Source organism: Photorhabdus sp. P32, assembly GCF_038085095.1.
In the GTDB taxonomy this organism is placed as follows: Bacteria; Pseudomonadota; Gammaproteobacteria; order Enterobacterales; family Enterobacteriaceae; genus Photorhabdus; species Photorhabdus luminescens.
The window spans coordinates 1-16,062 of the sequence record NZ_JAZGJN010000195.1 but is presented as its reverse complement, the minus strand read 5'-3'; the positions used below and the strand labels follow the sequence as shown (position 1 = coordinate 16,062).

Annotated in this window: 12 protein-coding genes and 1 riboswitch; of the genes, 4 read left to right on the top strand and 8 right to left on the bottom strand. The window is 39.0% G+C overall.

Going from position 1 to position 16,062, the window contains the following annotated elements; genetic code table 11:
- Positions 1 to 219: 219 nt before the first annotated feature.
- Positions 220 to 1,293 carry a magnesium transporter gene (locus V2H77_RS03065; protein ID WP_341497627.1) on the bottom strand — a complete coding sequence of 358 codons (1,074 nt, stop codon included), beginning with the start codon at positions 1,291 to 1,293 and terminating at the stop codon, positions 220 to 222.
- A 74-nt stretch (positions 1,294 to 1,367) separates the two neighbouring features.
- Positions 1,368 to 1,539: riboswitch (M-box (ykoK) riboswitch) on the bottom strand.
- Between the two features lie 279 nt (positions 1,540 to 1,818).
- Positions 1,819 to 2,151 (bottom strand): DUF6694 family lipoprotein, encoded by a 333-nt coding sequence (locus V2H77_RS03060; protein WP_341497626.1) that lies wholly within the window; start codon positions 2,149 to 2,151, stop codon positions 1,819 to 1,821.
- 749 nt (positions 2,152 to 2,900) lie between these two features.
- Here V2H77_RS03060 and V2H77_RS03055 point away from each other — a divergent pair.
- A complete protein-coding gene (locus V2H77_RS03055; protein ID WP_341497625.1) occupies positions 2,901 to 4,037 on the top strand; it encodes an ABC transporter substrate-binding protein in 1,137 nt (378 codons plus the stop codon).
- 397 nt (positions 4,038 to 4,434) lie between these two features.
- Positions 4,435 to 5,919 carry an aldehyde dehydrogenase family protein gene (locus V2H77_RS03050; RefSeq protein ID WP_341497624.1) on the top strand — a complete coding sequence of 495 codons (1,485 nt, stop codon included), beginning with the start codon at positions 4,435 to 4,437 and terminating at the stop codon, positions 5,917 to 5,919.
- Between the two features lie 45 nt (positions 5,920 to 5,964).
- On the opposite strand, the gene V2H77_RS03045 is transcribed toward V2H77_RS03050, so the two are convergent.
- Entirely contained in the window at positions 5,965 to 7,332 is a 1,368-nt protein-coding gene (locus V2H77_RS03045; RefSeq protein ID WP_341497623.1) for an alanine/glycine:cation symporter family protein, read from the bottom strand.
- 627 nt (positions 7,333 to 7,959) lie between these two features.
- Here V2H77_RS03045 and V2H77_RS03040 point away from each other — a divergent pair.
- A complete protein-coding gene (locus V2H77_RS03040; RefSeq protein ID WP_341497622.1) occupies positions 7,960 to 9,552 on the top strand; it encodes an FGGY-family carbohydrate kinase in 1,593 nt (530 codons plus the stop codon).
- Between the two features lie 282 nt (positions 9,553 to 9,834).
- Here V2H77_RS03040 and tehB read toward each other — a convergent pair whose 3' ends face one another.
- From tehB to V2H77_RS03020, 4 genes are all read right to left on the bottom strand, one after another.
- Positions 9,835 to 10,692 carry an SAM-dependent methyltransferase TehB gene (gene tehB, locus V2H77_RS03035; RefSeq protein WP_341497621.1) on the bottom strand — a complete coding sequence of 286 codons (858 nt, stop codon included), beginning with the start codon at positions 10,690 to 10,692 and terminating at the stop codon, positions 9,835 to 9,837.
- 247 nt (positions 10,693 to 10,939) lie between these two features.
- Positions 10,940 to 13,087 carry a polysaccharide biosynthesis tyrosine autokinase gene (locus V2H77_RS03030; RefSeq protein ID WP_341497620.1) on the bottom strand — a complete coding sequence of 716 codons (2,148 nt, stop codon included), beginning with the start codon at positions 13,085 to 13,087 and terminating at the stop codon, positions 10,940 to 10,942.
- A gap of 71 nt (positions 13,088 to 13,158) precedes the next feature.
- Entirely contained in the window at positions 13,159 to 13,587 is a 429-nt protein-coding gene (locus tag V2H77_RS03025) for an arsenate reductase/protein-tyrosine-phosphatase family protein (RefSeq protein WP_341497630.1), read from the bottom strand.
- Positions 13,587 to 14,732 (bottom strand): polysaccharide export protein, encoded by a 1,146-nt coding sequence (locus tag V2H77_RS03020; RefSeq protein WP_445935450.1) that lies wholly within the window; start codon positions 14,730 to 14,732, stop codon positions 13,587 to 13,589. Before V2H77_RS03020 ends, V2H77_RS03025 begins: the two co-directional genes overlap by 1 nt.
- 669 nt (positions 14,733 to 15,401) lie before the next feature.
- Between V2H77_RS03020 and V2H77_RS03015 the strand changes: the two genes are divergently transcribed.
- Positions 15,402 to 15,797, top strand: coding sequence for a VOC family protein (locus V2H77_RS03015; RefSeq protein WP_049582451.1), 396 nt, complete (start codon positions 15,402 to 15,404; stop codon positions 15,795 to 15,797).
- 150 nt (positions 15,798 to 15,947) lie between these two features.
- Here V2H77_RS03015 and V2H77_RS23585 read toward each other — a convergent pair whose 3' ends face one another.
- Positions 15,948 to 16,010 carry a hypothetical protein gene (locus tag V2H77_RS23585; RefSeq protein WP_445935451.1) on the bottom strand — a complete coding sequence of 21 codons (63 nt, stop codon included), beginning with the start codon at positions 16,008 to 16,010 and terminating at the stop codon, positions 15,948 to 15,950.
- Positions 16,011 to 16,062 lie beyond the last annotated feature (52 nt).

Sequence of the window (16,062 nt, the reverse complement as noted above, 5' to 3'; positions counted from 1 at the left end):
TATTAATACAAATTCAATAAATTAATTCATTAAAACAGGAAATAATTTATTTTATTTAATTAAGTTGTTTTTAATATATATTTTCATTATGTTAAACTAGATCATTTTATTTATGCTCATATATAATAAAACCAAACATTAATTTAAATAAAAAACCTATTTTCACCCCTAATTTAATCAATAAGATACCCAATAAATATGGGCATCTTATCGGTAATTTTAAACGAGTTCTGTCATTACTAATTTAGCTATTTCGAAATAGATAATCAGGCCGGTACCATCAATAAACGTGGCAATAAAAGGAGCCGATACAACAGCCGGATCAATAGAAAGCCTTTTCAATACCATCGGAATAATGGAAGAAACAATGGCACTCCAGAGGGTGATTGCAATGATGGCCAAACTGACAGCAATAGTCACTTCAATACCGACACCTAATATCCAGGCACGGATAAGCGCAGCAAAACCTATCGTTACCGCAACTAAAAATGAAGCGGAAATCTCTTTACGTAACACTGCCCATAGATTACGTAAGCTCACTTCCCCCAACGCCATTGCTCTGACCAACGTTGAGGTAATTTGTGTCCCACTGTTGCCCCCCGTTCCTATTAATAACGGGATAAAAAACGCTAAAGAAATTACCGCCTCCAATTGATCTTCAAATGCTTTAAGCACAGCACCGGTATAAGCTTCCGCAACAAATAGTAATAATAACCACCCGACACGTTTACGCCATAATGTTATTGGGCTGGTACTCAGATAAGGCTGCTCCAGAGGTAAAGTCGCCCCCTGCAAATGAGCATCCAACGTGTTTTCATCTTCAATCAATTCAGCAATATCCTGCGGCCGCAGAACCCCAACTAATTTGCCAAAATGAATGACCGGAACACTATCCATACCACTATGATTTATCAAACTATAAACATCATGACGCGGCTGCTCCGGTGATACGGAAAAATAGCTTTGCCTCATAACATCTGACACAAATAAATCATCAGCTACAGTTAATAATACTTTCACCGGTAATATGCCATTAAGATAGCCTTCATCATCAATAACATATAGGTAGGTTGGGATCTGTTCGCCTTCAAGCTGATCAATTAAATGACTTTTTACCGACAAAACAGAATCAGCAACAGCTACAGAAATGAAATGCTGACTCATATATGCGCTGACAGTTGCATCTTCATTTTTCAATCGATGTTTCCGTTGCTGATCAGCGTTTATTTCATTAATAGAAGAATGATTAGCAACCGCTAATGCATCCATTTTTTCATGGGATGTGATGTTCATGATGTTGGTCCCTATTACTGTTGTGAACTTCAAACAGCACTCACATAGGGGCGAAACCAGATGAGAGAATGCAATGACTATCTCTACGTCTCAGTTTTAGCACTATACAACGTATCCTGAATTATCAGAAAGTTACATGGGGATATACCTTGGTTCGATATATCCTGTCCTAATCTTGGGCGTCTCTCGACGTCGTCAGATCAGCAACCTGTGTTTGTATAGGAGCCTCGCCTAACGAGATACTGCACTTAGAATGCGGCGCATATTATAAGCAAAAGTCGTCATAATTCAAAACTGAAAGTGGGTTTGTTTAAGTTTTATTTAATTTATTGATGATAATAAAAAAATGGCACATACCCGTTATCTTTCAAGTTGCCTCTTTGTTGGCTGCACTCGTTCACCCCGGTCACATCGTTATCTATGCGCCCGGGGATTCACTCCCTTGCCGTCGCGATACATCTTGAAATCCATAGGGTATAGATTTTCACCTTTTGCCGTTTTAATGAGAATAACCCTATGAAGGAATTATTCATTTTCTGATCTCTTAGCTTCAATTTTTTCAACTTCAGCGATCAGTTGGTCAGCAGTTTTACCATCCAGCAATTTATAAAACTTTTGTTTCGCTTCCATCATATCACCATGAGCGCCTGATTTAACCAAATCATTAAAATCGATACTATTAAACATAGCCGATTGAATTGATTCATCAAACTTCGCTTTTTTATCATCAGATAACGCATCTCTTACTTTCTCAATGGAGACTTTCAACGAGATTTCATTAGAAGCATCAAGTTTAGGTTGGCTATCACAACCAGCTAATACAAATCCTAGCAAACAAATTACTAACAATTTTTTCATATTCATCCCCCACAGAATATTAAACAAGGGAATAATAACAGAAGCAGAAACAATAAACCGTTTATACCCGTCATCTTTCAAGTTGCCTCTTTATTGGCTTTGTTATTTCTTCGACAGCATAAAAAACGATTTTTTGCCTGCTAAATCTATCAGATGACTAAAACACCCGACCAACCGACAAAAGACAGGCCCAGATACAACCACAGTAATTGCCAATATTCAGATCAATAATGTAGCTGGAACCATCACAATCTGCCAAAGAATTTGGCAAATTTAGTCTGCTGCTTTTGCCAACCACCCTCATAACTTCCCACCAAATGAGAATTATTTTTAACTCACAAATACCACTCAACTCATTGTTATTATTTAAAAATAGTAAAAAATAAAAATATTATTTACCAAAGTCACTAAAACCATTTGATTAATGTAAATTGTTATCATTATCATTTTAAGATTAGTATAAACAGATTTGGACCCAATTAGATGTGATCGTACTTGCGTTTATCGTCTCGATTAACTATTCAATGGATAGGATACAACGATTTGCTACTGCACTTTACGACCAATCACAACTTTCAAATTATGTATACCCGTTATCTTTCAAGTTGCCTCTTTGTTGGCTGCACTCACTCACCCCGGTCACATAGTTATCTATGCTCCCGGGGATTCGTTCCCTTGCCGTCGCGATGCATCTTGAAATCCATAGGGTATAGTTCAACCAAGAACGTTATTTATTCAAAGGAGGAATAATGGCAATCATCCACTACACTGCAAAATATTTTCTGACTGCCATATTGGTGTTACTGTCTGTCTTTGCGCAAGCAAAAGAAATTACAGTCAAAGACGTTGCTGGCCGGAAGGTTAAAGTTAACGCGCCAGTCAATCGGGTTATGCTGGCTGATAGCCGAGTATTGATTGCACTGAATATTCTTCATCCTGATAATCCGCTTAAAGGTATTGTCGCCTGGGATAATGCACTGGAAATTAAATCTCCAGATTTGGCAATTGTTTATGAAAAAGAGTTCCCGCAACTACGGGATATTCCGGTATTCCCTAATCCTTATCAAAGCGATTTCAGCGTCGAAAAAGCGCTGACTTATAAACCCGATCTGGTTATTTTTGATATTGGTCTTCAAACTAAGCTCAACAATAGTGGAACCATAATTTTACTGGAAAAAGCGGGCATTCCGGTTATTTTTATTGATTTCCGTCAATATCCGCTAACAAATACGATTCCAAGCATGGTTTTACTTGGGAAAGTATTTAGTGAAGAAGAAAATGCACAAAAATTTATTGAGTTTTATCAAGAGAGGATGAAAATTATTAATCAACGCGTTGGTACGCTAGGTAAAGAACAGCGTCCTCCGGTATTTATTGAACGCCATGCAGGTATGTTAGGTGCTGAATATTGTTGTAAAACTTTCGGAAATGGCAATTTTGGCGAATTTGTTACTGCCGCAGGAGGTGATAACCTCGGTGCTCGCTGGTTCTCAGGTATGGATGGTGAGGTAAACGAAAAACAATTAATCGTCAGTAATCCTGAATTTTATCTGATGACTGCCGCAGATTGGGATAAAGTCCGCCCCGGAAGCTTCTCTGTACCATTAGGCTACACCGGCAATCTAAAACAGTCACAGGAACGACTGAAAAAATTACTGACACGCCCCAAATTAAACGTATTAAGAGCATTCCGCGAAAAGCAAGTAATCGCACTGTACCACCAATATTACGATACGCCGTTTAATATCATTGCTGTTGAAATCATTGCTAAATTCCTGCACCCGACGTTATTTGAAGATATCGATCCACAAGCGGATAGCCTATATCTGCATAAAACCTTTACAGCTCTTGATGGTCACGGGATATTCTGGATTACAGCAAAATAATATTTCTTTTCAATCCGTTGGAATACGCCAACGGATACTTAGCTTCACCCTTTATTTATAATTTCCGTTTGTTAATATACCTAATATTTTATATAACATGCTAATAGACATCTATTATTTTGTACTCTACTATAGTTGGTGATTAAAAAAACATAGAATATGACAAGATAAATTCGATTAAGCAATAAATATAAAGTACAAATATATTCACATAATGGAATCATATAAAACCTGATAATTTATCCCAAACAGGAATGATTTATGCTCGGAATCATTCGATCTTCACTAACAAGAATGAAAAATAAAATAATCCGACGAAATAGATTCAAGATGTAACTATTCTTAAACCAATATTCTTAAACCAATATTCTTAAACCAAAGTACTCGGAGTATGTTAATGAAACGATTACATGATATTGAGAAAGAGATGTTGCCCGTTGAATCCTACAAAATGCTTATTGATGGGCAATGGGTAGATAGTGTATCCAAAGAAACAACCAAAAGTTACAACCCAGCGACAGGAGAACTCCTGGCTGAATATGCATCCGGTAATGCTGAAGATGTCGATCTTGCTGTCAGTGCCGCGAAAAAAGCCTTCTCCGCCTGGAGTCAAACATCCCCAATCGAAAGACAATCAATTCTGCTGAAAATTGCTGACTTACTAGAAGCGGAACAAGAGCGTTTTGCTATTCTTGAGTCACTGGATACCGGAAAACCATTAAATGAATCCCTGTATATGGATCTACCCGCTTCCGTTGACCAGTTCCGCTATTTTGCGGGTGTGATCCGTTCCCATACCGATGAAGCTTCAGTTCTGGATACCAATACACTCAGTTTGGTGATCCGTGAACCCATTGGTGTTGTCGGACAGGTAATTCCCTGGAATTTCCCATTACTGATGGCGGCATGGAAACTGGCTCCAGCTCTTGCAGCGGGCAACACCATTGTTATCAACCCTGCAACACTGACATCAATCACGCTGCTTGAATTAGGCCGAATACTGAATAAAGTCCTGCCAGCCGGAGTAGTCAACATTGTTACAGGTCGCGGCTCAGTCGTTGGTCAAGCCATTTTGGATCATGAAGATGTCGAAAAAGTGGCATTCACTGGTTCCACCAGAGTAGGTTATACCGTAGCCGAAGCCGCAGCCAAAAAGCTTATCCCTGCAACACTGGAGCTTGGTGGTAAATCAGCCAATATTATCTTCCCTGACGCCAAGATGAAAAAAGCCGTAAAATATGCGGCCAGAGCTATTTTGCTGAATCAGGGTCAAGCATGTGAATCAGGTTCCCGGTTATTCCTGCATAAAGATATTCATGATGAATTCCTCAAATCTCTAAAAGCAGAATTCGAATCTGTCCAGGTCGGCGATCCACTGGAAAAAGAAACTCAGATGGGAAGCCAGGTCAGCCAGGAACAAATGGAAAAAATTCTCGGATACGTAGAAGTTGCGAAACAAGAAGGCGCAACCATTCTAACCGGCGGTAAACGCATTACTGGAGAAGGTTATGATGATGGTTTCTTTATCCAACCAACCATCATTGCCGATGTCACTAATGACATGCGAGTCGCGCGCGAAGAGATTTTTGGCCCTGTATTGACCGTGATTCCATTCGACGACGAAGAAGACGTAATCAGAATGGCAAATGATTCTGATTATGGTTTGGCCGGTGCTGTCTGGACACAGGATCTCGACCGTGCATTACGCGTCGCCAAAGCTATCAGAACGGGTCGTATGTGGATTAATACTTACCACGAACTGCCAGCTCACGCTCCATTTGGCGGTTACAAAAAATCAGGGCTTGGCAGAGAAACACACAAAATGATGTTGGATGCTTACACTCAGGTTAAAAACATCTATATCAAAACCGGTGAAGAATAATTTCAATCAGTGATGAGAAAAGCCTTCCAAATGGAAGGCTTTTATTCAGATTCTTGCTTTAATATCAATACTATCCGCATTCACATCTTTGATATGTTCTTTTGTCAGCCGATAAACGACTGGGCTTAACAATGCTAATGCAATCAGGTTCGGTATTGCCATCATTGCATTCAGTGTATCTGCCAATAGCCAGACAAAGTTCAATGATTGAGTAGAACCAACCATCAAAGCAATAATCCATACTACACGGAAAGGCGTAATAGCTTTTTGCCCGAATAGATACTGAATACATTTTTCACCGTAGAAACTCCAGCCAAGAATTGTGGTAAAAGCAAATATTACCAAAGCGCCCGCGACAATATAATTGCCGCCAGGAATCGCCATAGCGAAAGAAGTCGCTGTCAATGTCGCACCTGTCTGACCATTCAGCCAACCACCCGTAATGACGATAGTTAAACCAGTGATGGAACAAACAATAATGGTATCGATGAAAGTACCCAGCATAGCGATCAACCCCTGACGAATCGGGTTTTGAGTTTTGGCAGTCGCATGAGCAATCGGCGCACTTCCCAATCCCGCTTCATTAGAGAAAATGCCTCGAGCTACACCAAAACGAATTGCCGCCCATACTGCCGCACCCGCAAAACCACCCTGTGCCGCAACAGGTGTAAATGCAGATTTAACAATCAGAACAAATGCAGCAGGAATTTCACTGAAATTCACTCCCAGAACAATAATCCCGGCAGCAAGATAGGCAACTGTCATAAATGGCACTAATTTACCCGCCACATCAGCAATACGTTTAATACCCCCGATAAGTACCGCACCAACCAGAATTGCCAGTATTACGGCCGTTACTGTGGTAGAGATACCGAAGTTGCTTTGCAGCACATCGGCAACAGAGTTCGCCTGTACAGTATTACCGATACCGAAACAAGCAATACTGCCAAATACCGCAAACAGCGTCCCCAACCAAGCCCATTTTTTACCCAAACCATTTTTTATGTAATACATAGGGCCACCAACATAGTGACCATTTTTATCAACTTCACGGAAACGGACTGCCAACACTGTCTCTGAGTATTTGGTCGCCATGCCCACTAATGCGGTTATCCACATCCAAAACAGCGCGCCTGGCCCCCCCAAAACAACTGCGGTAGCCACACCGGCGATATTACCTGTTCCAATGGTGGCGGAAAGCGCTGTCATCAGTGCGTTAAACGGCGATATCTGCCCTTCTCCCCGTTGATGATTACGCTCAAATAGTAATTTAAAACCCGTTCCCAGTTTACGTATAGGCAGAAAAGAGAGGCGAAGCTGCATAAACAACCCAACCCCCAGAAGACCGACCATCATCGGTACTCCCAATACTACCCCGTTAATAGCACTCAGCCATTCTGTGATTAATCCCATATATTCCCTCGGACATCTCGTAACAAAATAACAACATATGCGCAGCAACTTAATAAAGAATATTTACAGAAAATATGCGAGAAAAAATTTCGTAAAAATGGAAAAAGATTTGATACTTGTGAGTGATATCACTTGATAGAATTTTAAGATTAGAATGTTCAAAAATTTATCATGCCAAATACATTAAAAAATATTTACATATAAGCCGCCATCTTAATCAAAATAATTTACTTAATCATTTGATTATTTCGATTAATTAAAGTAAAACAACAAAACATTGCCCTTTACACTCCGTTTTTTGTTAATTAATGAACTTATTAATATTATTTTTGAAGTCGATTTTCTAAGAAAAAAATCATTACGTAGAAATTGTCAGCGATTTTTCTGAAAATATCTTGCTCGCTCTACCTATCATGTTTTTCCTTTTAAACAAACCACTATTCTGGAACGGATTTATTACATCACTCAAAAGAACAATAGAAAATATAGGTGATATTTTTTTATCATCATAAAATCACCTAATCTTTTTCGAGCCGCTTCACAAGAATTGAATAACCTCATTGTTTTATTGTTCCACTCAACTCATTTTATCAGCCTAGGTTAATGAATGAATAAAAGGAGAACCTCATGCCGGAACAACAATATTTCATTGGCGTTGATGTCGGCTCCGCCAGTGTCCGTACTGCGGTTTTTGACCAACACGGCAAACGGCATGCATTCTCCGCTCGACCTATCCAGCAATTTCATCCAAAAACCGATTTTGTTGAACAATCTTCTACAGACATCTGGACGCAAGTGTGTGCAACAGTAAGAGAGGCTGTTGCACTGGCAAATATTAATCCTATTGACGTTAAATCAATCGGCTTCGATGCCACCTGTTCACTAGTCGCGGTAGCAGCAGAAGGACACCCTGTTTCTGTGGCCGAAAATGGTAATCCCGAACACGATATCATCATGTGGATGGACCATCGTGCAATCAAGGAAGCCATCACGATAAATCAAACCAATGACCCTGCACTCTGCTATGTAGGTGGTGAAATCAGCCCTGAAATGGAACTACCGAAAATCTTATGGCTAAAAAACCACTTTCCTCAACGTTATCAGGATATATGGCGTTTCTTTGACTTAACAGATTTTCTGGTGTGGAAAGCAACTGCCGCTGATGTAGCCAGTATTTGCACGTTCACCTGCAAATGGAATTATCTGGCCCATCAAAAACAGTTCAGCGAAAAACTACTTTATGATGTTGGGTTAGAAGATTTAACAAATAAAGTTCCGCCTACCATCATCGAGATTGGCGAAAAAGCAGGCTACCTAACTGCTGAAGTGGCTAAAGATTTTGGGCTGCACACAGGAGTCATCGTCGCTGGTGGTATTATCGACGCTCACGCCGGAGGATTGGCATTGGCTGGCGCCTATCCAGAAGGCAGCCTGGTTATTATCAGCGGCACCTCAAACTGCCACATGATTGTCAGCCCTTATCCTGTTATGGTTCCGGGAGTTTGGGGTCCCTATTTCGGCGCAATGCTACCCGGATACTGGCTCAACGAAGGTGGACAAAGCGCCGCCGGCGCATTAGTTGAGTGGTCAATTCGTCAACATAATAGCTGGCTGGAGCTGGAAACCGAAGCTGAGGAATCTGGTCATCATTACTACCAGCTACTGAATGAAGCTGTCGCACAGTTAGAAAAGCAAGAAAAATACCCGACCGCACAACTTCATATTTTAGGTGATCATCACGGCAACCGTTCACCAAGGGCAAACCCTAATGCCAAGGGAATGGTAAGCGGGCTGACGCTGGCAGATAGTCGTGATGCTCTGGCCCGCCATTACTTGGCAACGCTGCAATCTATTGCTTATGGCACCCGCCATATTATTGATGCACTAGTAGAAGCAGGACATAAGATAAACCGGCTAGTTATGTGTGGCGGCGCAACTAAAAACCCACTATGGCTACGTGAATATGCCAATGCCACCGGCCGCGAAATTTATCTTGCTCAGGAAGAGGATGCGGTTAATCTTGGCTCTGCTTTGCTTGGCGCCGTTGCTTGCGGTTCCTTTGCGGACTTCGCTCAAGCAGCGAAATCGATGGTACGTGACGGTAGCATTATCAAACCGGAAAAAGAGACATTTTTATTTCATCAGGCCAAATATCAGGTCTATTTGCAAATGTACCGGGACCAGCAACGATATAACGAAATCATGCAAACCAGCGATTAATCTTTAAATGATAAAAACAGGTATATACCCTATGGATTTCAAAATGCATCACGACGGCAAGGGAGCGAATCCCCGGGAACATAAGACAACTATGTGACCGGAGTGAGTGAATACAGCCAACAAAGAGACAACTTGAAAGATAACGGGTATATACCCTATGGATTTCAAGATGCATCGCGACGGCAAAGGAGCGAATCCCCGGGAGCATAGCGAACTATGTGACCGGGGTGAGCGAGTGCAGCCAACAAAGAGGCAACTTGAAAGATGACGGGTATAAATATTTCATCGCTTTCTGGCAATCAGCGTAGCGAAATTTAATTTTATTCTATTGCCATTTTCATCTGTTTTATGAAGATGACCCGGGTTTTCATTATATTTAACAATTTCCCAGTCAGAATAATAATTCTTCAATTCACCTGGCATGAGGAAACATTTGAATGGCAATAATGAATATGGCGCAGAATCTGTTTCAACCGGACAAACAATCAAATTAATACCATCTTTATTCGTATGCTTTTGCATATTGTAAATAATATCGGTGATTTTTTCCCGTTTCAGAAACATCAGTACCACAGTTGAAATAATTAAATCATATTTTTCGATGATATTGTGCGAGTTGATATCATAAATAGCAGTACGGATATTTTTAATCTGATGATTTTCTTTAATAATATTAATTTCATCAATATATTGTGGACTAATATCCACTGCTGTAACGTCATAACCTCTTTCTGCCAGATAGAAAGTATTCCGGCCACGACCGGCCCCCAAATCTAATGTCTTACAAGGAGAAATAATATTTGCCAGATATACAATTTCAGAGTGAGGTAATGACAAATTATTTTGTTTATAAAACAGATATTGTGGTTCACATAAAAAAGAGAGCTGGCATTTAATATCATCACTTACCCATTTAATCCTATGCCAGACCTGTGGCTGAATAATGGGAAGCTGCTTTTGCACATTAAAATATGCAGTTTCTTCCTGATCACCATCGAAAATCACAAATTCCAGTTCACCTTCAAGGATCTCAAGACAAGCATAAGTCCCTTCTTTAGTATTATGTCTCTCAGTGAACATTTCAGGAATAGTATTTTTCTGCCAGATTGGTATTCGTTTATAACAAATGAGGTTGCTCATAGAAGGTCTCTGATCATAAATTACATTTTAAATGCATCTTATTATGCTATTCTACAACTGTAAAGCCATAAATTCACCAGCAGAAAAGTCTCTGGGTTTCATCATAGCCATGCTTGCAAGATGAAAGGAAAGATAATCCGTTTTCTCTTAAATTGAACGAACTGATTTACTATTAAGAAATAAATGAAAGAAAATAAGAGCTCATTGATAAAATTTCTCCGGCCCCCACAAGCCGGAGAAAAGGCTATCAATCCTTATAACTATATTGATAATATCCGCCATAATCATAATAGAGACCAGACTTCTTCTCTACCGCATTTAGCAATACACCTTTAATATGAATGCCATTTTGCTTAAATCGGCGAATAGCAACATTAACTTCTTTAACCCTTGTTTTATGATAACGAGCAATTAACAATGAAGTTCCTGCATATCTTCCAATAATCGCAGCATCAGTTACAGCTAAAATAGGAGGAGTATCTATCAAGACATAATCATAATGCTCTTCTGCCCAAGATAATAATTCTTTAAGCCTGTTATGCATAAGCAATTCCGATGGATTAGGCGGAATAACACCTCGATTAACAAAATCAAGCTCAGTAAGATAAGTTCTGGTAATAATCTCTTTTAACTGATGCTGACCAGCCAAATATTCAGACAGCCCCAGAGATTGAGGACTTTCCAATATTTTATGTAAACGACCTCTTCTCATATCTGCATCGATTAAAAGCACACGTTTATTACTTAATGCCAATACAGCAGCAAGATTTACTGAAATAAAAGATTTTCCTAGTTCAGGAGCAGAACCTGAAAGAAGAATGATTTTATTTGCAGATTCCATCATTGAAAAATGCAAGGTTGTTCTAAGGCTACGTAATGCTTCAATAGCTAAATCAGTGGGATCTTGAATCGCTAATAACCGCAATTTCTGACGATGAGTTCGCTTTTTTTGTTGTTGCTCAAGTTTAATTTGGGTCCCAGATAGTGGAATAGTGGCATAAACGGAAACACCTATTTCTTCCAACTGTTCGGGGCTTTCGATTCCTTTGCGAAACATGACGCGTATGCAAACTAACCCAGCAGACAATATAAACCCCAATACCATCATAGATACAATAATCAGTGGCTTCTTCGGTTTTACCGCTGAACCTTCTACAATCGCTTCATCAATAATACGTACATTACCCACTGTCCCTGCTTTCAAGATGTTTAACTCTTGCTGTTTATTGAGTAATTGCACATAAATTTCTTGACCAACTTGAACATCTCTGGTCAAACGTAAAATTTCCTGCTGCGTTTTAGGTAACCGTTTGATTGACTGATTCAGCTCCTTTTTGGTATCAACCAAAGTTTTACGTTTATCAAGCAATGCAACATAAGCGGGATGTTGTTTGGTATATAATTGCTGTAATTCAGCTTCTCTGAAAGTCAACTCATTAATCTGTTTCTCAATTTGGACCAATGTCTCCAGAGCCGATTTTGCTTCAAGTGATAAATCGATAGATTCATTCGCTTGACGATATTGGTTAAGCAACTCCTCAGAACGATTGAGCTCAATTTTAACTTTAGGCAAATGATTTTCTAAGAAATTAAGACTACTTTCAGCCTCTTCCATCTTTCTTGTCACATTTTGTTGCAAGTAATTTTTACCAATACTATCCAGTATTGATTTTATTCTTGCACGATCATCACCTTCCATTTCAAGCGAAATAATACCCGTATTATTACCTTTTTCTTTTACCCTCAAAGTTTGTTGCAGCCCGCGAATAACACCTAACGGCCCTCGTTTAACCAACGTGAAACTTTGCCCTGGAGAAGCTGAAATATTTGAGATAAGCAAATTTATGCCATCAGTATCAAATACTTTGTTCACTTGCCCGTGGAAAACCAGATCATCAAACAACAACCGATAATTTTCTGCATCGTCAACATATATTTTTATCCCTTTATTAATATATTCAGGTGATACTGTAAAATGTTTAATAATAATGTCAGGCTTTGGCATACCACGAAGGCGGGCAATCCCCTTACCTATCACAGGAAAATAATCCGCTATAACCTGAACATCCAAATTTAGATCCTTTACTGTCTTTCCCAAGATCATTCGGGAAGTTAATAACTCCAATTCTGCCGATGTATCTGACTGTCTCCCAGAAAGCATATCCGCCATGTCACCGATTAAAGGCAACGCACTACTTCTCTTTTCAACCTGCAATAAAGCATTTGCCTTGTATATCGGAGTCGCAATCAAGGAATAACAAAGGCCAATAACGGTGAACAATAGGGTAATTCCACCAATCACCCAGCGATAATCGAATAAGGCACTAAGAAGACGGCCTAAATCAATTTCATCACTATCCGTATGAGTGTGACTTGATTTATCTGATGTAGTCATAAGAAGCCTATAATTACTTTATTGATAAGTAATGAAGAACAGCAAACCCAGAATTTAAAAATACTTATAAGTTATAATTTCCCCAACCAACTATTAGCACTATCAAATAATAACTGATACACATATTCATAAACCTCGATATCAGACTTATAAGGATCGGGAATTGCCATTCTATTTAACCAATGGCCAAAAAGCATTGTTTTCCCCCTTACGCCTAGATTTATCCTGTTTACAGCCTCAATATGTCTTTTTTCCATAACTAAGATCAAACTTGACTGCTGGCATAATTCACTGGTTAGTTGACGTGCTGTATGTCCCTCCAGGGACAATCCATACTTAGCCGCAACCCTACTTGAGAACTCATTTGCAGGGTTACCAGCCAAAGCAGATATTCCCGCAGAATAAATCTCTTTCTGAGGAAATACCTGCCGCAATAAACGCTCTCCTGTCGGAGATCGACAGATATTACCCACACAAACAACCAGAATAGAATTAAACATTAATTCGGCCACTTACGAATCCACTTAGTTGTTTCAGTCAGGCTATTAATGCTTGATATCGTTGGCACCAGCTGATTGATAACCCGATTCCAGCGAACGACTGGCGCACTGGTAACATAGACAATATCGTAAGGCTGCAAATTAAACTCAGTTCCCAACACCAAAGCCGTTGCATCTTTAGCATTGAGCTGATAGATATTGGCTATTTTCCCTTTATTATCAGTAGCATTACGTAGTGAACGGATAACAAAGATGCCATTAGCATCACTTGATAATTGATCTATACCCTCAGCATTACCCAATGCTTCAGTCAACGTCATTCCACTGCGATCCATACGCAGAGTAGTCTGTTTTTTGACTTCCCCCATAACAAACACTTTCAAATCATCATTACGAGGAATGTATAAGATATCGCCAGAATAGAGCAGACGATTTTGTTTCAAATCACCATTCTGCATCAAATCCTGAAGAGAAATAATCGTTTCTTTTCCCTTATGAGTCAAAATGATCCTCCTCCAGTCAGCATTTTCGGTTAAGCCGCCAGCATGGTTGATCGCATCAATAATGGTTAAGGGAACGTTAGTGATCGGTTGTTGAGCAGACCTGGTAACTTCACCTGTTACATAGGCTTTTTGTGAACGGAAAGCAGCAATATTAACATCAACTTGAGGTGATTCGATGTACTTCGATAACTTATCGGTAATCATTGTGCGCACCTGAGTGACCGTTTTCCCTTTGACATGAAGCTTACCAACATAGGGATAAAAAATCGTTCCATCAGAATGTACCCAATTGCCCGTATCACTAGCACTACGGTATTGCCCGGCTGGTATCGTCAATTCAGGATGATCCCAAACAGTAACCATAATGACATCACCTACACCAATACGGTATTCATACTGCTGTAATTCTTTATCTAATTCAGGATTAGGACGTGCAATAGCAGAATTTATTCGTAACTTTTCAATTAACTGTGGTGTGACTGGATAAACATTTACTAAATTATTAATATCATAGTTACTATCACCATCATTGATTACTTCTTTATTATAAACAGTAAGGCCACTCCCAGGCATAACAGTACAACCACCTAATAGCATAGAACAGGACAATGCCAGAACTATAATTAATTCCTTAATATTCATCAGAAATTTATCCTTAAAAAATAATAAACAAAAAAGAATACAGAAAATAGTATTAATTATAATCTCCCTAACAAAACTAGATTATAATATAATAAAATATAATATAATATAAAAATTTTGCTTAAGGGCCACAAGCTACTAGGCTGCCAGTCATATCACTTGGTAAAAACAATAGAAATCAACTTAATGGCTTTGAAAAACTCAGACTATTAAATAATAGGTAGTAAATTTATTAATTATTTTATTATTTAATATATTTTATAAGATATTATTACAAACAGAAAGTAAGAGCTGCCCCTCAAATAATAGTGAGGATATTTATCAGAATTTATCGAAAATGAATACATATTCTCGATGATATTGTGAAAAAACACAGACTACTTACATCAAATCAGTGTTCATATAAGAGACTTTAGTGATTGAGATGATGATAAAAAATAAGAAACAACCAACGAACCTATCAAACAACCCCAACTATAAAATCCTAAATTTTGTTATACTATAAATAATAATTCGGCATTATATGATATTTTTAGATTGTTTTAATTTTGAAGATCACCACTTTGTACTTTTCACGTTTATCAACTACCATTACCAGTCGTTTTATATAGCAATAGAAGATCTGAGAATTGGGAATATTCCACAAAAACTTTATCAACTGGGATTACCATGAAAAAATCAACCATACTAAGAATCGCCAGACCAACTGACAACTTAACTCAAGTTGCTGAAATGTACTGCCAAGGTTTAGGATTTATTATCCTAGAGCAATTCGAAGATCATGAAAACTTTGATGGTATTATTCTAGGGCATCCAAATCATCTCTGGCATCTCGAATTTACCCATCATCGTGGCACAACAGTAGGAAGATCCCCCACACAGGACAATTTATTGGCCTTCTATATATCAGACCATTCAGAATGGTTAGAACAGATATCATTAATGAAAAACGCTGGCTTTATTGCGGTCCCCTCTTACAACCCATATTGGGATATTGATGGAAAAACATTCGAAGATATTGATGGTTATCGGGTTGTGTTACAAAACACAGTATTCCCTGTTTGATTATTAATCGACCTTAAGCATACTTGCCCTAATAACCAACCCATACCTACGTTGTTTTATATTACGCAATAACATTATCAAAACTCAGCTATTGACACTGAGTTTTGATATATTCTTGCAAGTATTTCGTTTGCTGTTCATTCTCAACAATCATTCTTCGGAGATCGAAATAATCTTGTTCAGCTGCCGGGTCAAGTCGTGGGGGGGTTGCATGGCCCACGCTGCCGGAGGAGCTGGTTTCGCCTTGATGACAGGTGGCCGCGAT